The organism is Azospirillum fermentarium, from assembly GCF_025961205.1.
GTDB classification, from domain to species: domain Bacteria; phylum Pseudomonadota; class Alphaproteobacteria; order Azospirillales; family Azospirillaceae; genus Azospirillum; species Azospirillum fermentarium.
In genome coordinates this window covers 134,404-154,718 of record NZ_JAOQNH010000002.1, presented here as the reverse complement: position 1 = coordinate 154,718, position 20,315 = coordinate 134,404, and the positions used below count along the sequence as shown (strand labels likewise).

18 protein-coding genes are annotated in these 20,315 nt (G+C 67.8%); 10 read left to right on the top strand and 8 right to left on the bottom strand.

All coding sequences use genetic code 11. The features are described 5' to 3' along the window. The first annotated feature begins 196 nt into the window (after positions 1–196). Positions 197–880: a hypothetical protein gene (locus M2352_RS15645; protein WP_264665501.1), complete on the top strand. Its 684-nt coding sequence runs from the start codon at positions 197–199 to the stop codon at positions 878–880. A 75-nt stretch (positions 881–955) separates the two neighbouring features. Further along, positions 956–1,189, top strand: a complete 234-nt coding sequence (locus tag M2352_RS15640) for a hypothetical protein (protein WP_264665500.1) — start codon at positions 956–958, stop codon at positions 1,187–1,189. A gap of 116 nt (positions 1,190–1,305) precedes the next feature. On the opposite strand, the gene M2352_RS15635 is transcribed toward M2352_RS15640, so the two are convergent. After that, positions 1,306–1,647, bottom strand: coding sequence for a TIGR01244 family sulfur transferase (locus M2352_RS15635; RefSeq protein ID WP_264665499.1), 342 nt, complete (start codon positions 1,645–1,647; stop codon positions 1,306–1,308). Positions 1,648–1,766: 119 nt separating this feature from the next. Here M2352_RS15635 and M2352_RS15630 point away from each other — a divergent pair, with 119 nt between their 5' ends. The 7 genes from M2352_RS15630 (at position 1,767) to M2352_RS15600 (ending at position 8,816) form a co-directional block, all read left to right on the top strand. Continuing rightward, the gene (locus M2352_RS15630; RefSeq protein WP_264665498.1) at positions 1,767–2,558 is read left to right on the top strand and encodes a CbiX/SirB N-terminal domain-containing protein; all 792 of its coding nucleotides are present in this window, start codon (positions 1,767–1,769) and stop codon (positions 2,556–2,558) included. A 38-nt stretch (positions 2,559–2,596) separates the two neighbouring features. Next, positions 2,597–3,304, top strand: a complete 708-nt coding sequence (locus M2352_RS15625; protein ID WP_264665497.1) for a glutathione binding-like protein — start codon at positions 2,597–2,599, stop codon at positions 3,302–3,304. A 526-nt stretch (positions 3,305–3,830) separates the two neighbouring features. Beyond that, positions 3,831–4,181: a hypothetical protein gene (locus M2352_RS15620; RefSeq protein ID WP_264665496.1), complete on the top strand. Its 351-nt coding sequence runs from the start codon at positions 3,831–3,833 to the stop codon at positions 4,179–4,181. A 119-nt stretch (positions 4,182–4,300) separates the two neighbouring features. After that, positions 4,301–4,858, top strand: a complete 558-nt coding sequence (locus M2352_RS15615) for a 2-oxoacid:acceptor oxidoreductase family protein (RefSeq protein WP_264665495.1) — start codon at positions 4,301–4,303, stop codon at positions 4,856–4,858. Positions 4,859–4,884: 26 nt separating this feature from the next. Then, positions 4,885–6,138, top strand: coding sequence for a hypothetical protein (locus M2352_RS15610; RefSeq protein WP_264665494.1), 1,254 nt, complete (start codon positions 4,885–4,887; stop codon positions 6,136–6,138). A 15-nt stretch (positions 6,139–6,153) separates the two neighbouring features. Beyond that, positions 6,154–7,176, top strand: a complete 1,023-nt coding sequence (locus M2352_RS15605) for a thiamine pyrophosphate-dependent enzyme (protein ID WP_264665493.1) — start codon at positions 6,154–6,156, stop codon at positions 7,174–7,176. A 2-nt stretch (positions 7,177–7,178) separates the two neighbouring features. After that, positions 7,179–8,816, top strand: a complete 1,638-nt coding sequence (locus tag M2352_RS15600) for an NAD(P)-binding protein (protein ID WP_264665492.1) — start codon at positions 7,179–7,181, stop codon at positions 8,814–8,816. Between the two features lie 83 nt (positions 8,817–8,899). Here the strand turns inward: M2352_RS15600 and M2352_RS15595 are convergent, their stop codons facing one another. Next, positions 8,900–9,556: a glutathione S-transferase family protein gene (locus M2352_RS15595; protein WP_264665491.1), complete on the bottom strand. Its 657-nt coding sequence runs from the start codon at positions 9,554–9,556 to the stop codon at positions 8,900–8,902. 171 nt (positions 9,557–9,727) lie between these two features. Here M2352_RS15595 and M2352_RS15590 point away from each other — a divergent pair, with 171 nt between their 5' ends. Next, positions 9,728–10,153, top strand: coding sequence for a bacteriohemerythrin (locus M2352_RS15590; RefSeq protein ID WP_264665490.1), 426 nt, complete (start codon positions 9,728–9,730; stop codon positions 10,151–10,153). A gap of 1 nt (position 10,154) precedes the next feature. Here M2352_RS15590 and recG read toward each other — a convergent pair whose 3' ends face one another. The 6 genes from recG to M2352_RS15560 form a co-directional block, all read right to left on the bottom strand. Next, a complete protein-coding gene (recG, locus tag M2352_RS15585) occupies positions 10,155–12,236 on the bottom strand; it encodes an ATP-dependent DNA helicase RecG (RefSeq protein ID WP_264666345.1) in 2,082 nt (693 codons plus the stop codon). A gap of 97 nt (positions 12,237–12,333) precedes the next feature. Next, a complete protein-coding gene (locus M2352_RS15580) occupies positions 12,334–14,013 on the bottom strand; it encodes a methyl-accepting chemotaxis protein (protein ID WP_264665489.1) in 1,680 nt (559 codons plus the stop codon). 656 nt (positions 14,014–14,669) lie between these two features. Further along, positions 14,670–15,167, bottom strand: a complete 498-nt coding sequence (locus tag M2352_RS15575) for a septal ring lytic transglycosylase RlpA family protein (RefSeq protein WP_264665488.1) — start codon at positions 15,165–15,167, stop codon at positions 14,670–14,672. A 490-nt stretch (positions 15,168–15,657) separates the two neighbouring features. Continuing rightward, a complete protein-coding gene (locus M2352_RS15570; RefSeq protein WP_264665487.1) occupies positions 15,658–17,076 on the bottom strand; it encodes a homospermidine synthase in 1,419 nt (472 codons plus the stop codon). 180 nt (positions 17,077–17,256) lie between these two features. Further along, the gene (locus M2352_RS15565; protein ID WP_264665486.1) at positions 17,257–18,552 is read right to left on the bottom strand and encodes a type III PLP-dependent enzyme; all 1,296 of its coding nucleotides are present in this window, start codon (positions 18,550–18,552) and stop codon (positions 17,257–17,259) included. A gap of 496 nt (positions 18,553–19,048) precedes the next feature. Then, complete coding sequence (locus tag M2352_RS15560) at positions 19,049–20,263, bottom strand: hypothetical protein (protein ID WP_264665485.1); 1,215 nt, start codon at positions 20,261–20,263, stop codon at positions 19,049–19,051. Between the last annotated feature and the right edge of the window lie 52 nt (positions 20,264–20,315).

Genomic DNA, 20,315 nt, shown 5'->3' with positions numbered 1-20,315 from the left:
AAGCGCAGAAAAACCGGGAGTCCCGGTACACGACTCGATCCCAGACCCGCTTGTACATCTCGGCCTTTCCCGGTTTGGACCATATGCGGACACAGTGTGTGCAAGTGAAGCGTTTCTTATTGTCAACAAACTCTTTACGCCGCCGCTCAAGCGGGATACTCTAACATTATCCGAATTATCAGGTAGAGTGTCAGTCATGAACGTGGCCATCGCCACATGGGCGGCGCCAAGCGCGTCCGCGGTCATGACGGCCCGCTCCGGCGGTTCACCCGCCGATGAAGGGGCCGGCACCGGGACTATGGCCTCTGCCTCACCCGCTACCGCCGCACCCGGCGGAGCGGTTCCCATCACCCCGGCCGCGGTCGAAACACCGTCCCCCATCGGTGCCAGCGCACCCGACGTCGGGGAAGGGGGCAAGGATGACCCGCTGGTCAACCGTTACCCCCGGATCGGGGTCAGTTTCAACAGCGAAGCGTCGCGTCTGATCATTCTTTTCCGTGATCCCACCACGGGTCAGGCCATCGACCAGATCCCGTCGGAAGTCGCGCTGAAGCAGTACATCGACGCCCAGCAGAAGGAAAAGGCGGCCGCCACCCCCCGGTACGACACGGTGGTGGGCGCCACGCCGTCCGGCAATCAGGCCGACGGGTCCGCCGGTACAGCCGGGGCCGTGGGTGGCCAGACCGGATCGCCGGGGTATACCGGCGATGCCGGAGCGGCGCGCTCGTCCGGCAGCGGCACCCATTCGGCGTCCCTTCGTCTGGCGGCGGTCAACGGTTCCTTGCCGGCGGCGGTCCCCACCGCTGCGTTCAAGGTGCAGGCTCCGGCCGGGGGCGCGGTTCACGGCGGTGCGTCGCCGGGTCTCAACCTGACCATCTGACACCCGCGGTGATCCGGTCGTTTCCATGATTTCCGGCATGCATGCCGGGCGTTTGATTTCGGGAGTGTTGTTGCAATGGCTATGGACGTCACCTCCTCCACCGCCGGCTCCGTCATGGCCCTGCGGCAGGCGCAGGGGCAGGCGGACTTCGGCATGAAGGCCCTTCAGTCCAACGCGCAGCAAGAGGCGGGCGTGGCCGCCCTGGTGGGAGCATCGGCTGGTCCGGTGGTAACCGGTGGCACCGGCGGTTCCTCCTCGGGCGGCAATGTCACCGCCACGCGGGGGCAAAATCTGAACATCACCGTCTGATCCGCTCCATTCGGACCGGAATCAGAAGCGGGACATCAAAAGCCCCGCGGCATCCCGTGCCGCGGGGCTTTTGGCATGCCGGCGCTCATGATGCCGCCATTCCCAGTGCCGAAGGCTCATTCGCCGCGGGCGCGGGCGTGTGCGTAGAGGGTCGATGAACGCATGCCCGACCGGCAATAGGCGATGATGGGCTTCTGCGCTTCGGCCAGCACCTTGGCAAAGGCTTCCGCCGCCTGGGGGGTCACGCCCTCGCGGCCCACGGGGATGAAGTAATAGGCCATGCCCAGTTCGCCCGACAGGCGCTCGGCTTCGGCAGCGGGAAGCTGGTCGGGGTCTTCACCGTCGGGGCGGTTGTTGACGATGGTCTTCACACCGTTGGCGGCGAGCTTGGCGAAGTCCTCCGCATCCAACTGACCGTTGGCGTACACCTGCGCTTCGAGTTCGGAAAGCCTCAGCATCGCTCCATATCCTTGTTCGTCCCGCGGCACGGGGCTGCCGCAGGGCAACGATACTCCACACCGCGTCCGACAGGAACCCCATCCCTCCGTCTCCTCAACCCTTTTATGAGAAAGACAACATGGACTATCCCCGTCCCTCTCTGCTGCTGTTCGCCCACGGCACGTCCGACGGGCGCGGGGGTGCGGTGGCCGATGCGCTGGCGGCGGCGGTCCGCGCCCGGCCCGGCGGCGGCGGGTTCGCCGCGGTGGCGGCGGGGTTCCACCTGCAATCCCCCACCCCGGCGGACGCGCTGGCCACCCTGCCTCCCGGCCCAGTGGTGGTGGTGCCACTGCTGGCCAGCGACGGGGGCGTGATGCGGATCACCCTGCCCCGCCGGCTGTCCGAAGCCGCTGCGGCCAGCGCCGGGTGCCACCAGTTCCACCTGACCGGGCCGCTGGGGCTGGACCCGGCGGTCCCGCGGCTGGCCGGCGGTGTCATTCTGGATGACCTCGCCCACGCCGGGATCGCGGTTTCCGCTGCCACGGTCCTGGTGCTGGGCCACGGCAGCTCCCGCCGGCCGGATTCGCGCAACGCCACCCGCGCCCTGGCCGGCGCACTGCAGGACCGCCACAGCTTCCGCCGCACCGAAGCGCTGTTTCTGGAAGAGGAACCGTTCATCCGGTCGTGGCCGGCGGTAACGGGCGGTGGGCCGGCGGTGGCGTTTCCCTTCTTCCTGTCCGGCGGCAACCATGAGGAACGGGATCTGCCGCGCGAACTGGCAGCGGGGGGAAATGGGGCGCCGCCGCTGCTGCCGGCCTTGGGCCGCCATCCGGGATTGGTGGATCTGGTCTGCGCCCGCGCCGCACGCAAAGAGTGGGAGACGGCCGACAACGCCACCATCTCCTTGGAAACCGCGCCCCGGTTGGATTAACCTATCGTTATGATAGATATAAGAAAGGGTTTCACGCCGTGATCGATCTTCATTACTGGCCAACCCCGAACGGCCATAAGATCACCCTGTTTCTGGAGGAAGCGGGCCTGGAGTACCGGATCCTGCCGGTGAACATCGGCAAGGGCGACCAGTTCAAGCCGGAGTTCCTGGCCATTTCCCCCAACAACCGCATGCCGGCCATCGTGGACCACGCCCCGGCGGATGGGGGGGAGCCCATTTCGGTGTTCGAATCCGGTGCCATCCTGCTGTATCTGGCGGAAAAGACCGGGCGTTTCCTGCCCGCCGATCCGCGCGGTCGCAAAACGGCGCTGGAATGGCTGTTCTGGCAGGTGGGCGGGCTGGGGCCCATGGCCGGGCAGAACCACCATTTCGCCATCTACGCCCCGGAAAAGCTGCCCTATGCCATCGACCGCTATGTGAAGGAAACCAACCGGCTGTACGGCGTGCTGAACAAGCGGCTGGCCGGACGCGCCTTCATCGCCGGGGACGATTACACCATCGCCGACATGGCGGCCTATCCCTGGATCGTGCCCTATGAGCGCCAGGGCCAGAACCTGGACGATTTCCCCGACCTGAAGCGTTGGTTCACCGCCATCGCCGCGCGTCCGGCCACGGTGCGGGCCTACGAACAGGCCGCCGCCTATCAGGTCAGCCCGCCCACCACCCCGGAAAGCCGGGCGGTGCTGTTCGGCCAGACCGCGGCCAGCGTCGCGCCCAAGGCATAAGAGCGTCAACGGGGGCTGGCGTGTCAGAGCCAGCCCCCGTGCGGGACATGCGCCCTTCCGCGCCGGAGCCGCCGGCAAAAAAACCTTTGTCCCGGCGTCCGCCGCTCCCCCGCGTCCGACATCCTCAGTTGCCGGCGCCGGGCCAGCGGCACCGGGCCGCCCCCCTGCCAGGGTCGCGCACAAGGTGCCGATGATAGGAAAAGTCCTTGTTTTCAATGGACAATGACGGCCTGCATCTCCATACCCTCCCATCATGGCAGGGCATCGGTGGCGACCGGCAATAATATCTAGGTATGCAGGGTGACCGCCTCAAACAAATCCATGGATGGTTTGGGTCATTTCCTGCGGCAAACGATCACATACGCGATCATTCGTCCCCAAATATTTTACCCTGTTCCCGTCTCCTTGATCTTTCTCGTCATGTTACGCAATGAAAACAGAGGCGGTGGTTGACGCCCAACGGTTGCACATCCCATTATCCCCCCACGCGCCGGCCCGGATGATGCGGCGCGTGGAAAGGAACCGGATGAGAAACGCACTTCGCATCACCGCGGCCGTGGGCGGCGCTGTGCTGGTTGCTGCCGGTGGTCTCGCCCGCGGGGGGGATGTGGCGGCGGGACAGAGCATGCCGCTTCCCCGCGTTGAACGGCCGGCCGTCGGCGTTTCGACGGGAACGGTGGTCGGCCCCTATATCGGCGCCATCGGGGGTACCATGTCCAGCGGTGGAACCGGTGCGCCCGGCGGAACCGCTGCGGGCCCCGCTCCCTCCGCCGCACCCCAGCCACACCCCCAGCCGCCACTGACACGGGGGCTGACGCCCATGATCCTGCGCGATCCGGCGGGTGAAAGCCGGCTGAACGACGATCCCCGCCCCTGACCGGTATCGCCACGGGCCGTCCCCCGACGGCCTCTTTGCGCTGGATCAATGAGCCGCCCGATAACCCCTGGCAGACTGTGGAAAAAACATAAGCCACGCTTCCGGGAGGAGCTGTCCGCATGTTCCAGATCCGTTTTCACGGACGGGGCGGCCAGGGGGTGGTCACCGCAGCCGAAATGCTTTCCGTCGCCGCCTTTCTGGAGGGACGCCATGCCCAGGCGTTTCCCAGCTTCGGGTCGGAACGCACCGGCGCGCCGGTGGTGTCCTTCTGCCGCATCGACGACAAGGAAATCCGCACCCGCGAACCGATCCTGGTTCCCGATGCGCTGATCGTGCAAGACCCCACCCTGTTCCATTCCATGGACGTGTTCCAGGGGCTGCCCGACACCGGTTATGTGCTGATCAACACCACCGCCGATTACGAGGCGCTGCACATCGCCGCCACCATGGCCCGCTTCGCGCCCGGCCACGCCCACACGGTGCCGGCGTCGGACATCGCGCGCGCCCATGTGGGCCGCCCCCTGCCCAACGCCGCCCTGCTGGGCGGTTTCGCCGCCGTGACCGGGCAGATCCACATGGACTCGGTGGCCGAGGCCATCCGCCGCACCTTCCCCGGCGCGGTGGGGGAAGCGAACGTCCGCGCCGCCTGGGCCGCCTACGAGCACTGCCGCACCTGATTCCCCCTCTTGTCAGAGGACACGCCATGCTGAAGCAGATCGAGGGCAGCCACGCCATGGCCGAGGCCATCGCCCTTTGCCGGCCGGAGGTCATCTGCGCCTATCCCATCACCCCCCAGACCCACATCGTGGAGGGGTTGAGCGAGATGGTGCGCGACGGCCATCTGAGGGGTTGCGAGTTCATCAACGTGGAATCCGAATTCGCCGCCCTGTCGGTGGCCATCGGATCGTCGGCGGCGGGGGCCCGCACCTACACCGCCACCGCCAGCCAGGGCCTGCTGTTCATGATGGAGGCGGTGTACAACGCCTCCGGCCTCGGCCTGCCCATCGTGATGACGCTGGGCAACCGGGCCATCGGTGCCCCCATCAACATCTGGAACGACCATTCCGACGCCATGTCGGTGCGCGACGCCGGCTGGATCATGCTGTTCGCCGAGACCAACCAGGAGGCGGTGGACCTGCACATCCAGGCGTTCAAGCTGGCCGAGGAGCTGTCGTGCCCGGTGATGGTCAATGTGGACGGCTTCATCCTGACCCACGCGGTGGAGCGGGTGGACATCCCCGACCAAGCGCAGGTCGATGCCTTCCTGCCGCCCTTCGACCCGGTGCAGGTGCTGGACCCGGCCAACCCGGTGTCCATGGGCGCCATGGTCGGGCCGGACGCCTTCATGGAGGTGCGCTATCTGTCCCACCACAAGCAGATGCAGGCGCTGGACCGCATCCCCGAAATCGCTGCCGCGTTCAAGGAGCGGTTCGGGCGTGACTCCGGCGGGCTGATCCGCTGCTACCGCTGCGACGATGCCGACACCATCGTGGTCGCCATGGGATCGGTGGTCGGCACGCTGAAGGACATGGTGGACGACCGGCGCGACGCCGGGGACCGCATCGGCGTGATCTCCATCGGCGCCTTCCGCCCCTTCCCGCTGGACGAGGTGCGGCACGCGCTGATGGGCGCGCGGCGGGTGGTGGTGTTGGAAAAGGCGCTGGCCGTGGGCATGGGCGGCATCCTGGCCTCCCACATCCGCATGGCGCTGCGCGGGCATCCGACCAAGGTCTACACCCTGATCGCCGGCCTGGGCGGGCGGCCGATCCTGAAGCCGTCGCTGAACGCCTTCATGGACCGGGTGGAGGCGGAACCCCACTACGACGTCCATTTCCTCGACCTGCGCGAGGACATCGTGGAGGCGGAAATCGCCCGCATGGCCGCCGAGCGCCGCTCCGGCCCGATCGCCGAAAACGTGCTGCGGCGGGTGGCCGCCACGGCCCAGACCACGCTGTGACGGGGGGAGACGGCCATGAATCAGATGACCAACCAGACCGTGAAGTTCTATCAGACCGGCACCCTGACCGTGGGCAACCGCCTGCTCGACCCCGGCCAGCGCACGGTGCAGGCGTCGGAGGAACGGGCCAACGCCATCACCTGCGGCCACCGCGCCTGTCAGGGCTGCGGCGAGGCGCTGGGGGCGCGCTATGCCATCGACGCCGCGCTGAAGGCCGCCGAGGGCAATCTGATCTGCGTCAACGCCACCGGCTGCCTGGAGGTGTTCACCACGCCGTATCCCGAGACCTCGTGGCAGGTGGCGTGGATGCATTCGCTGTTCGGCAACGCCGCGGCGGTGGCCGCCGGGGTGGCCGCCGCCCAGCGGGTGAAGGGCCGCGATCACGTGCGTGTGGTGGCGCAAGGGGGCGACGGCGGCACCACCGACATCGGTTTCGGCTGCCTGTCGGGCATGTTCGAGCGCAACGACGACGTGCTCTACATCTGTTACGACAACGAGGCGTACATGAACACCGGCGTGCAGCGGTCCTCCGCCACGCCGGGGGGTGCGCGCACCGCCACCACGCCCGCGGTGGGGGACGCGCCGGGCAACGTGTTCGGCACGGGCAAGAACGTGCCGCTGATCGCCATGGCCCACAACATTCCCTATGTCGCCACCGCCTCCGTCGCCGATCTCCACGATCTGGAGGCCAAGGTGACGCGGGCCATGGGCATCCGCGGGGCGCGCTATATCCACATCATGGTGCCCTGTCCGCTGGGCTGGGGGTCGGCCAGCCACGACACCATCCGGCTGGCCCGGCTGGCCATCGAAAGCGGCCTGTTCCCCCTGTTCGAGGCGGAGCACGGGATGGTCACAGCCTCCCGCCCCATCCGGCGGAAGGTGCCGGTGACCGACTACCTGAAGCCGCAGAAGCGCTTCGCCCACCTGTTCAAGCCCGACAATCCCCACGGGGCCGCGGCGCTGGCCCGGCTCCAGGCCCAGGCCGACGAGAACTGCCGCCGTTTCAACCTGCTGCGCGCCGCTGAAGAGGGGAAATGACCATGAGCCACCATCACCCCTTCGCCATCACGCTGGACGCCGGCACGTCGCTGGCCAACCGCACCGGCTCGTGGCGGACGGTCAGGCCGGTCTACGGCGACCATCTCCCTCCCTGCAACGCCCAGTGCCCGGCGGGGGAGAACATCCAGGGCTGGCTCTACCACGCGGAATCCGGCGACTACCGCGCCGCGTGGGAGGTGCTGATGACCGACAACCCCCTGCCCGCCGTCATGGGCCGCGCCTGCTATCACACCTGCGAGGGGGCGTGCAACCGCGGCACGCTGGACTCCGCGGTCAGCATTCACGCGGTGGAACGCTTCCTCGGCGACCTCGCCATCAAGGAGGGGTGGCGGGTGGCGCCCACGGCCCCGCCCACAGGCAAGAGGGTGCTGGTGATCGGCGCCGGCCCGTCCGGCCTGTCGGCGGCGTACCATCTGGCACGGATGGGCCACGGGGTGACGCTGGTGGACGCCGGGCCGAAGCCGGGCGGAATGATGCGTTTCGGCATCCCCGCCTACCGCCTGCCCCGCGACGTGCTGGATGCGGAGGTGGCGCGCATTGCGGATCTCGGCGTGGACATCCGGCTGAACACCGCCATCGGCGACATCCCGGCGGCGATGGCCGAAGGCGGCTATGACGCCTGTTTCGCCGCCATCGGCGCCCATCTGGCGCGCAAGGTGGACATTCCCGCCGTGGCCGCCGGACGGATTCTCGATGCCGTCTCCCTGCTGCGCGCCATGGAAAGCGGGGCGGAGCCGCCAAAGCTGGGCCGGCGGGTGGTGGTCTACGGCGGCGGCAACACCGCCATCGACGTGGCCCGCACCGCGAAAAGGCTGGGGGCGGAAGAGGCGCTGATCGTCTACCGCCGCACCCGCGAGATGATGCCCGCCCATGATTTCGAGGTGGAAGAGGCGCTGGAAGAGGGCGTGGTCATGCACTGGCTGCGCACCATCAAGCGGCTGGACGACGGCGACATGGTGGTGGAGAAGATGGATCTCGACGCCGACGGCTGGCCCCAGCCCACCGGCGAGACGGAGGTGATCGGCGCCGACACGCTGATCCTGGCCCTGGGACAGGAGGTGGACACGTCCGTGCTCACCACGATCCCCGGCGTGACGCTGAACAAGGATCACACGGTGGCGGTCGGCCCCGATCTGATGACGGGATACCCCGGCCTGTTCTGCGGCGGCGACATGGTGCCGTCCGACCGCACGGTGACGGTGGCGGTGGGCCACGGCAAGAAGGCCGCCCGCCACATCGACGCTTACCTGCGCGGTGCTGTGTATGAGCCGGCCCCCCGCCACGCCCTGGCCAGCGCCGAACGGCTGAACCCGTGGTACTACACCGATGCCCCGGCCTCGGTGCAGCCGACGCTGGACCTGCTGCGCCGGCAAAGCACCTTTGACGAGGTGAAGGGCGGCCTGGACGAAAACACCGCGCTGTTCGAGGCCCGCCGCTGCCTGTCCTGCGGCAACTGCTTCGAATGCGACAATTGCTTCGGGGTCTGCCCCGACAACGCGGTGGTGAAGCTCGGCCCCGGCAACCGCTTCCGCATCAATGACGACTTCTGCAAGGGCTGCGGCCTGTGCGCCGCCGAATGCCCGTGCGGGGCCATCGACATGGTGCCGGAGGAGTTGTAAGCCCGGGAGGCAATCGGGCTACCGCCCGAACCCGTTTGGGGGTGCCAACCTCCAAGCGGGGCCGGGGATGCCGCCCCGCTCGTTCACAGCGTCCAGGGCTCCGCCAGCGCCGCCGCGGTCCATTCCTGCATGGCCGGCAGGGCCAGCACCGCGTCGGCATAGGCACGCGCCACCGGCGGCAGATCGACGCCATAGGTTTCGAACCGGGTGACCACCGGCGCGAACATGGCGTCGGCGATGCTGAACCGCCCGAACAGGAAATCGCCGCCCTGGCCGAAGCGGGTGCGGGCGTCGGTCCACAGGGTGACGATGCGGCCGATGTTCGCCTCCACCTCCGGCGTGCGGCCAGTGCCGGGCAGGCGTTCCTTCAGATTCATCGACATGTGGGTGCGCAGGGGCACGAACCCGGCGTGCATCTCCGCCGCCACCGACCGGGCGGCGGCGCGGGCGCGTATATCGTCCGGCCAGAGGCGGGCCTCGGGGAAACGCTCTGCGACATACTCGCACACCGCGAGTGAATCCCACACCACCACCGGCTCGCCGCCCACGCCGCGGTCGATCAGGACGGGCACCGTTCCCGATGGCGACACCGCCCCGATGCGCGCCCGCGTGTCGGGCTGGCGCAGGGGAATCAGTGTTTCTTCAAACACTTGCCCTGCCTGCTTCAACGCCAGCCACGGGCGCAGCGACCAGGACGAATAGGCTTTGTTGCCGATGATGAGGGTGATGGCAGCGGTCATGGCGACGGGTTCTCCGATGTCGATGCGTATCAGCCGGTAAGAGATCTTAACGGTTTCTCCAACCTCCAGCCCCACAATGGTCATACGACTTTGGGAAGTGACCCCAGAGACTCAGGTCCGGGCCGGCGCTGGAAGGCGGCCCATCCGGGCCGGTTCGTGAGGGAGTGTCACATGGCCTATTTCCCCTGGCAGGATTTCCTGTCTTCCGGCATCGACGCGATGGACGCGGCCCACCGGGAACAGCTCGATCTTCTGAACCGGCTGGCCGATCCGGCGGCCCGCGGCGACCAGGCGGTGTTCCGTGAAACCCTGGACCTGCTGGCCCAGCATCTGGCGGCCCACATGGCGGAGGAAGAGCAGGCGATGGCCGACAGCGGCTATCTCTTCGCCGAACGCCACCGCCGCCGCCATCAGGAGCAGCGGGAGACGCTGGAGAAGTGGCGCGGACGCGCCGCCAGCGGCTGGTGGCCGTGGCAGGGCGGCAGCTTCCACATCCAGGCGATGAACGGCTTCGTCCGTCACATCGTGGAAGAAGACCACCCCTTCGCCACCTTCCTCCAGACCGGGCGCGTCGGGCGCAGCCGGCTGGCGGCGTAACTTACCCCGACCGCAACGTCCGGGCCGCCGCGTCGCGCTCGAACAGATAGAGCAGCGTGCGCACCGCCTGCCCCCGCGGCCCGGAAAGCTCGGGGTCTTTGTTGACGATCAGCTGGGCGTCGTCGCGGGCCACCGGCAGCAGGTCGCCGTGGACCTCCAGATCCGCCAGACGGAAGCTGGGCAGGCCCGACTGACGGGTGCCCAGCACCTCCCCCGCGCCGCGCAGGCGCAGATCTTCCTCGGCGATCAGGAAACCGTCCTCGGTCTCGCGGATGGTTTTCAGCCTCTGGCGGGCGGTTTCCGTCAGGTGCGGGTCGAACAGCAGCAGGCAGGTGGACGCCGCCGCCCCGCGCCCCACCCGCCCGCGCAACTGGTGCAACTGCGCCAGCCCGAAGCGTTCGGCATGCTCGATCACCATCACCGTGGCCTCGGGCACATTCACCCCCACCTCGATCACCGTGGTGGCGACCAGCACATCCAGCCGGCCCTCGGCGAAGGCGGCCATCACCGCATCCTTGTCCGCCGCCTTCATCTTGCCGTGGACCAGCCCCACCCGGTCGCCGAAGCCGGCGCGCAGGAAGGCGTGGCGTTCGGTGGCGGCGGCCAGGTCCACCTGTTCCGATTCCTCCACCAGCGGACAGACCCAATAGGCCCGCGCGCCCTCCGCCACCTTGCGGCGGATGCCGGCCACCACCTCCTCCAGCCGGTCGAGCGCCACGGTGACGGTCTGGATCGGCTTGCGCCCCGCCGGCTTCTCGGTCAGCCGCGACACGTCCATGTCGCCGTACGCGGTCAGGGTCAGGGTGCGGGGAATCGGCGTGGCGGTCATCACCAGCACGTCCACCGCCCGCCCCTTGGCGGAAAGCTGGAGGCGCTGGTGAACGCCGAACCGGTGCTGTTCGTCGATCACCGCCACCCCCAGATCGTGGAACCCCACATCCTCCTGAAACAGGGCGTGGGTACCGATCAGAACGCCGATGTCCCCCGACGCCAGCCGTTCCAGCACCGCCGCCCGCGCCTTGCCCTTGTCGCGGCCGGTCAGCACCGCCCAGCCGACCCCGGCGGCGTCCAGCAGCGGGGCCAGGGTTTCGGCGTGCTGACGGGCCAGGATCTCGGTGGGGGCCATCAGCGCGCCCTGAGCCCCCGTCTCCACCGCGTTCAGCAACGCCATCAGCGCCACCACCGTCTTGCCGCTGCCGACGTCACCCTGCAGCAGCCGCAGCATGCGCCGGTCGGCCCCCATGTCGGCGAAGATCTCGGCCAGCGCACCTTCCTGCGATCCGGTCAGGCGGAAGGGCAGTGCCGCCAGCGCCTTGGCCCGCAGCCGCCCGTCGCCGGCCAGCATCCGCCCGGCCAGTTTGCGCTGCTGCCGGCGCACCAGGGCCAGGGCCACCTGATTGGCGAGAAGCTCGTCATAGGCCAGCCGCCGCCGGGCCGGGCTCAGGGGGTCCAGCTCCGATTCGGTGTCGGGGTTGTGGGCGCGGCGCAGCGCGTCGGCCCAGCCGGGCCAGGACTGGCGGGCCAGCCACGGGCCGTCCTGCCATTCGGGCAGATCGGGGATCAGGTCGAGTGCCGCCTTCACCGCCCGGCGCAGGGTCTTGGCCGGCAGGCCGGCGGTCATGGGATAGACCGGCTCCACCACCTCCAGCGTGTCGCGCTGATCCTCGGGCAGCACGGCGTCGGGGTGGTTCATCTGGAGCGTTTCCTGGAACCACTCCACCGTGCCCGACACCACCATGGTCCGCCCCAGCGGCAGCAGCCGTTCCAGCCAGTCGGCGCGGGCGTGGAAATAGATCAGCTCCAGCACCCCGGTTTCGTCGGTGCAGCGCACCTTGTAGGGGTAGCGCGGCCCCAGCGGCGGCACGTGCTGGTCCACCCGCACGGTCAAGGTGGCGACGCGGCCATGGGGGGCCTGGGCGATCTTGGGCTGGAAGCGGCGGTCGATGATGCCGCAGGGCAGATGCCACAGCAGATCGACGGCGTGGGGGCCGGTCAGCTTTTCCGCCAGCTTGGCAAGTTTCGGCCCCAGGCCGGGCAGGCTGGCGAGCGGACGGAAGAGAGGGAAGAGGGCGGCGGGACGCAAGGGGCGGAACCGGATGGTGGTGACGGTGGACACGCCCCCATCGTTTCCGCGTTCGCCCCCCCGCCGTCAAGAGCGGCCGGTCATCCGGCCGCCGTCATCATGCGGAACGCACGGTGCCGAGGAAGCTGGCGACCTCCCGCTTCAGGGTGCCGGCCTGTTCCGACAGGTAGTGGAAGGCGTTCAGCACCTCGCGGGCGGCCTTGCCGCTCTGGTCCGAGGCGGCGGTGACGCCGCTGATGGACGCGGACACCTCGTTGGTGCCGGCGGCGGCCTGCTGGATGTTGCGGGCGATCTCGCGGGTTGCCGCCCCCTGTTCCTCCACCGCCGCGGCGATGGTGCCGGCGATCTGGTTGATCTGGACGATCACCTGCCCGACGTTCTTGATCTCCGTCACCGTCTCGCCGGTCGCCGACTGGATGGCGGACACCTGCGCGGTGATGTCCTCGGTCGCCTTGGCGGTCTGATTGGCCAGTGCCTTCACCTCGCTCGCCACCACCGCGAAGCCCTTGCCGGCCTCCCCGGCCCGCGCGGCTTCGATGGTGGCGTTCAGCGCCAGCAGGTTGGTCTGGCTGGCGATGGAGTTGATGAGCCCCACCACGGTCCCGATGCGGTCCACCGCCTCGGCCAGACCGCCGATGCGGGTGTTCGCCCGCTCCGCCTGCTGTTCGGCGTCGGCGGCGATGGACGAGGATTTGCTGACCTGGGCCGAGATTTCGGTGATGGCCCGGCTCAGCTCTTCCGAGGCGGCGGCCACGGTCTGGACATTGGCGGCGGTCTGCCCGGTCGCCACCGCCACCGCCGAGGCCAGGCGGTCGGTTTCGGCCGTGGCGTCGGTCATGGACCGGGCCTTGCCCTCCATGGCGGCGGCCTCATCGGTCACGGCGCGGATCACCCCGCCGACGGTGGATTCGAAGGTGTCGGCCAGACGCTGCATGGACTGGCGCCGCTCTTCCGCCACCCGGCGGGCGCTTTCCGCCTGTTCCTTTTCCAGCCGCTGCTTGGCCGTGGCGTTGTCCTGGAACACCTTCACCGCACGGCCCATGTCGCCGATCTCGTCGCCCCGTTCGGCTTCGGGAAAACTCAGGTCCAGCCGGCCACCGGCCAGTTCGGCCATCTTGACGCTGAGCCGGCGCACCGCGGCACTGATGCTGTGCCCGGTCCACCCCACCGCCACCAGCACCGGCACCGCAAACAGCCCGACCACCGCCAGAGCCGCCCACGCATGCTCCATGAAGAGACCGCGCAGGTCGTCGGTATAGGCACCGGTGGCGATCATGATGCCCCACGGGGCAAATCCCTTGGCATAGGACACCTTGGGCGACGGTTCGGTCTGACCCGCGCGGGGGAAATGGTATTCCACCACGCCTTCACCCTTGGTCTGCGCCAGATTCACCATCTCACGGGTAAAGTAGACGCCGTTGGCGTCCTTGGTGTCGTACGACGATTTGCCTTCGCGGGCGGGCTGTCCCGGATTGACCACGACCGTGGCATTGAAATCGGTCACGAAAATATATTCCGCGCCATTTTGACCATACCGCATGCCGCGGATGGCATCGGCGAAGCGTTTGAACGCCTCGTCCCGGCTGAGGACACCCGCGTTCACGTCGCGGTCCAGGGCCGAGGCCATCCCATGGGCGGTTTCCACCACCATGCGCAAGCTGTTGATTCGGTCTTGGTACATCTGCCCGTAGCTGAGCCACAGAGCGGCCCCCGCCACCACCAGCACCGCGGCAACCGCCAGCACCACCAGCCCCATCAGCCGTGTGCGCAGCGACACACCCTTATTCATCCCTTCGCGCAACATGACTTTCCCCCATTAACACTATCTTTTTTGGCTTTGTTTCCCCATCAAACCGTGTGCCAAAACGGGGGAAAGCGCCATTTGCTGGCAAAGAACTGCTAAGGGGTTGTTCAAAATCGTAAAATCTAAAACCAGAACTCACAGGCGCCCTGAGGGTGCCAACCCCGCCAAGCGTGTGTTCGCAGGGTGCGTTGCAAAATGCAGCGACTACTGCGGTATGCGGATTTTTGGGGGAAGCGGTATTTGATTACCCCCTCGCCGGAACGGCCAGAGTGCGTTCATGAACGGGAACGACGGGGGAAAGAGGACGACGGGGCGCAAGGACGGTTCGGGTGGTGAGGGGAGTGGACACCTCACCAGCGTTTCCGTGTCGAGCGCCCCGCCGTTAAGAGCGGCCGGCGGGGATGCGGGGTGCCGGGCCGCTGCCCGGCCGATCCGGGGCAGTGGATGGCCGGGAAGACAAGCAATCAAGCGAGAGATCCGGCCCATCCCCCCGCCGCAGAATGAGGGGCGGGGCCGGTAGCTGCATCTGAACGGGAGGTCAGTGGTGCCGCTGAACAGAAGACTAGCGCCCCGCCCCTGTCCCCCGCATGGCGGGATGATGAAATCGCTGTCATGGTTCAGGTGAGGTCTCAGCGGCCCTGCTTTTCCAGGCTGCCGGCTTTTTCCTCCAGCTTTTCCCGCACCTGCGGGTCGCTCTGATCCGAGGGGCGGGCCTCCACCCGCACGGGTGCCGTGCCGTCCTTGCCGGTGATTCCCAGGGTTTCGGCGGTGCCCTTGGACACGTCCACCACACGGTTGCCGGCATAGGGGCCACGGTCGTTGACCGTTACCTCGGCGCTGCGCCCGGTTTCCTGATTGGTGACCGTTGCCCGCGTGCCCAGCGGCAACGTGCGGGACGCGGCGGTGGCGGCGTTCTGGTCGAACCGGTCGCCCGAGGCGGTTTCGCGACCATGGAAGCCACCACCATAGAACGAGCCTTCGCCCTGGTGAACGATCACCGGCTCGCCGCCGTCCCGCTCCACCGACAGCCGCGGCTTGGACGGCCCGCCGTCGGCCAGCGCCGGCGGCACCAGCAACAGACAGGCCCAGCCCGCCACCGCCGCCCTCATCAATCCATGCCTGATCATTCCATCCTCTCCTTCTCTGTGCGTGGATCGGGAATGGGCGGAAAAACCGCGGGGCGGCAGGGAAGTTCCCATGCCGCCCCGGGGGCGGCTGCGGTTTGCATCCAAGGGCACGCATCCCTCCCAAACGCCCCGCGGCAATTCCTGCCCTGGCACCGCGGCGACATCTGGTCGATCGAATCCCTGTTGCGTGATGCGGTCATCAAGACGGGCGGCCCTGCCGACTGGGCGATGTCCTCTTGGAACGACAGCGGCATCCACGAAAAACTGGCCCGGATGCTGCCGCCGGCCTTCGCCCGCCAGACCATGCCAGCGAGGTTCTGGGCGTCACCGACACATCGCGGCCCTTGTCGGCGACGGCGGCCTTTGCGTGGCAGGCAACGCCATGGAAACAGGTTTGCCTGAACCACTGCCACGGGATGCCCCGCATCGGCCGAAACGCCGGCCCCTTACGGGGCCGCCGTTTTCGTGGGCGCGGTTACGACACCCGGAGTTACGACACCCGGACGTTCTTGAACTGCCAGGGATCGTCGGCGTCCACATCCTCGGGGAACAGCCGGTTGCGGTCCTGCAGCGGGGTCCAGTCGCCGTATTCCCCCACCATGTCGCCCAGATAGGGCACGGCGATGTCGAGGATGCGGGCGAAGTCGATCTCGTCGGGTTCGACGACGCCGCGGTTGGGGTTTTCCAGCGCCCAGATCATGCCGGCCAGAAGGGTGGGCGTAACCTGGAGCGAGGTGGCGTTGTTGTTGGGCGCGAGCGTGCGCGCCTGATCGATGGACAGGCGCGAGCCGTACCAGTACACGCCCTTTTCATTGCCCATCAGCAGCACGCCCAGCTCGTCGCAGCCGCTGACGATCTCGCCCATCATCAGGCGCTGGCTTTCCTGCGCGTACCAGTTCTTGCCCGCCAGTTCGTGGAGCGAAGTCACAGCGTCGTCACAGGGATGATAGGCATAATGCACCGTGGGGCGGTAGGTCACGTGGCCGCCCTCGCGCACGGTGAAATAATCGGCGATGGAGATGGCCTCCGAATGGGTGATCAGGAAGCCATGGAACGGGCCTTCCTGCGGCGTCCAGGTGCGCACGCGGGTGGTGGCGCCGGGCCGCATCAGATAGATGGCGGCATCGCAGCCGAAATCATGGCGGCGCCCATCGGGCGGCAGCGCCTTTTCATGGGTGCCCCAGCCCAGTTCGGCCGGCTGGCAGCCTTCGCTGATGAAGCCGTCGATGGACCAGGTGTTGACAAATTCCCCCTGCTTCTTGGGGATGTTGGACGCCTGGGTGTCGCGCTCGGCGATGTGGATCGCCTTGATCCCCAACCGCTGGGCCAGCGTGCCCCAGCCGTTGCGGGTGGTGGGCACGTCCACCGCCAGCCCGTTGTCGCGGGCCAGATTGAGCAGGGCGCGCTTGACGAAATGGGACACCAGCCCCGGGTTGGCCCCGTGGGTGATGACCGCGGTCGGGCCGCCCTCGTAATGCTCCTTGCAGGCCAGGGCGGTTTCGCGCAGGGCGTAGTTGGAGCGCAGGCTGGGCGACAGGGTGGGGTCGGTGTAGCCGCCGACCCACGGTTCGATGCAGGTGTCGGTGTAGAAGGCGCCGCGTTCCTGGCACAGCTCGATCAGTGCCGTGGACGACACGTCCACCGACACGTTCACCAGGAAATCGCCCTTGGACAGCATGGGCGTCAGCACGTGCCGGAAATTATCCGGCGTCAGGGGAAGCTTGATGAATTTCACCTTGTATGCATCAGCCTCGGCACGGCCCCGCTCGTCGGCGGTGACGATGGTCACCTGTTCCGGCTTGATGGCGAGGTGACGGAAAAGAAGCGGCAGCACGCCCTGGCCGATGGACCCGCAGCCGATCATGACGATGCGGCCGGTAAAGGTGAAGTGCGTGATGTCGAGGCTCATGGATAGGTACTCCCCAATTTATCTGGCCGTGCTCTCTTGGCTGTTCATGCGCAAGACCCCCTTCCCCCGCCCACCCAGCCAGCGGGTAGACGGAGGATCGAGGGGATGTTTCCATAATCCTTCTATCAGAAGGGGCGGGTTAAGGCGATAGGGGCTTTGGTAAGCCCACACGCCGTAGGGTTATGCCACACGCACGGATGCGCCCGCATCCGCCTCGTGACCCGCGGGGCGTGCAGCCCCGCCGGCCATCCCGTGGCCCGGCGTTTCCAGAAGCGGCGGGTCGAACACCTCCACCAGCCGCACCTGATCGAAGCCGTTGAAGGCGGTGCGCAGGCACGCACCATAGGCGCCGAGCTGGCCCAGTTCGATCCAGTCGCCTTCCCGCACGTCCGCCGGCAGGAAGAAGGGACCGGCCATGCGGTCGGCGCTGTCGCAGGTGGGGCCGTAGAAGGAGAAAGCCCCCACCGACGCATCCGATTCGCCGTGAAACGGCCGCACCAGACGGGCGGGGAAGCGGAAGCCCGGAACCCCGGCGTCGGACAGGGTGCCGTAGACCCCATCGTTGATGTAGAGCACGTCATTCTTGCGGCGCATCACCTGCACCACCAGCGACACGCCGGCAGCCACCAGGGCGCGGCCCGGCTCGCACCACACGCGGGTCCGGGCGGGCAGATTCATGGCGGCCAGCCCGCGGGCGATGGCGTCCATGAAATCGCCCAGCGGCGGGGGAGTGACATCGGGATAGGACACGGGGAAACCGCCGCCCACGTCCACGATATCCACCGTCACGTCGGCTTCCTCGATCACGCGGGCGGCAAGCGCCAGGGCGCGCTCATAGGCCGCAGGCTCCATCATCTGCGAGCCCACATGGAAGCTGACGCCGACGCGCGGGGCCAGCGTGCGGGCCGCCCGCAGCAGGGCCACCGCCTCCCCCTCCGGCGCGCCGAACTTGCCGGACAGGTCATAGACGGCGTTGCCCTTGGGCAGGGCCAGACGGACGATCAGCCCCAGATCCGCGGCGTCATCGGTCTCCACCAGGATCTTGCCCAGCTCCTCCAGGGAATCGAGCACGAAGTCCCGCACGCCATACTGGAAATACGCGCTGCGGATGGCCTGCCGGCTCTTGACCGGGTGCATGAAATGCAGGATGGCGGTGGGGAACATCTGGCGGACCAGCCGCACCTCCCCCAGCGACGCCACGTCGAAATGACGGATGCCGCCGTCCCACAGGGCGCGCAGCACCGCCGGGTCGGGGTTGCACTTCACGGCATAGAGCACATCGCCACCGGCGGCAGCGGTGAAGGCCGACACCATGCCGGCGGCGGTGTCCTGCAGCACGCCGGGGCGCAGGCACAGCATGGGATCTTCGGGCCGGTGCTGGGCGACGGCCTGAACGACGGAGGTCCGGCGGCCGGTGGCGGCGGAAACGCCACGGCGCAGGGGGGCGACGGCGGAACGCGAGCGGATGAAGCCCATGACGCACTCCTTCCCAGGACCGCCGGTGGCCGGTCCTGCCAAACGGATGACCGCACACAAAACCGCCCCGGACCATGAAGCCAATATGGTGCGGGCGGACGGTGCGGAAAATCGGGGGATGGTGGGGTAAACGGATAAATGCCGGGCCGCGCACAGCGCCGGGCGTCAAACGCTCCGGTCGTTCAATGCGTCGGGAATCCGGCGGGGTTTACCGTCTGGGGGCCCTGCCGTGGCGACGGGACAACATACTGACCTCCCTCTCGGGACCGATCCACAAGACCGGCTCTGCCAAAAAGGACGCGGGGTACGTCGTTGCATAACCACAGTGGGCCATAGGCACGTGCGATGTGCGTCTGAAAGGCTAAATACGCTTTTTGGCGCGGGATGCAAGCGTTATTTTCAGGGGCGGGGGAAAAGGGGACATGCACCTTTATCAAAGACGTGCGGGCAAGGGCGGCACGCCGCCCTTGCCCGCTTGCCCAACGTCCAGCCCCGTTCACACCAGTTGATTCGTACCGGTGGTAAAGACGGAGTCGGGAGTGACGGTCTGGGTCTTCTTGCCGTCGGCGGCTTTCAGCATGTCCAGGATGATGGTGGCGTTGGCGTCGGTCTGGCCGCTGGTCATGCCCTTGGTCTTGTTGGACTTCGCTTCCATCGCCGCCTTCAGCACCGACAGGGCGGCCTGGGATTTGTCCAGACCGGCGACCGCGGGGTCGATGGCGGCGAATCCGGCGTCCTCGGCCTGCCCGGTCTTCTTCTTGTTTTTCTCCTCGTGGGCCTCCACCGCCTGGCTGAGGACCGTGGCTGCCCCGCTGCTGGCCGACGTCGAAGCCTTGGCGGTGGAACCGGCCTGCTGGGCCGCCTGTTCCGCGGTCATCTGCCCGGCCTGGACCTTGGCCTTCAGCTCGCTTTCCAGGGGCGGAGCACCGGCAGCGCGGCCGATGCCGGGAATGTCCACCGACTTGGCCACCGTCTTGAGGGCGTCACCATAAACGAAAGCGGTGAACCCGGCCTCCTGCAGCTTCTGTTCCGCCGCCGTCGCCGCCTCGTCGCCGAAGGGCACGAAACCGTCGCCGCCGGTCATCGTCTTCATGGCTTCCTTGAAGCCGTTGACGTTCTTGGCGAAGCCGGCGGCCAGATCGGCGGGTGCGGTTTTCATCATCTCGGCCTGGGCCGGGGCGATTTCCGCCTGCATCTGTTCGGTCAGCGGGCGGAGCTGGGCCTGCATCTCGTCCATGGAGATTTCGCCACGCTCCTGCGCGGCCTGCACGGCGGCCATCCCCTTGGTGAATTTGTCGTGGGCCGCCCCCATGACGCTGGAGAAATTGCGCATGGCCTGCGAATGGGCTTCCGACTGGGCCAGGCGCTGCTTGTCGTCCTCGTCCTTGGGGCGTTCGGCGGTGTAGCGGTTGAACACCGCCTTGGTCGCCATGGACTGCAGGCCCAGCACCACCTCGTCCGCCGACATGCGGCCCGATTTGACGATCCCCTCCAGCGTCTGGCGGGCCTTGGGGTCCAGGGCGTTGAAGACGTCCGACGCAATCCCGGTCAGCGCATCGCCCAGCGGGCTGACCGACACGCTGTCACCCTTGGCGCCGGTGGATTTGAACACGTTCCCCGTGGCGGCGGGCGATGCCGCGCCGTTGGTGGACGTCAGCGCCTTCCACTGCGCCGCCGCACCACCGACCCCGGATGTTGCCGAACCAATCATGACGATCCCCTCCCCACTTGCGGTCCCTACGAAGCTTCCAGCCGGTCCCCGA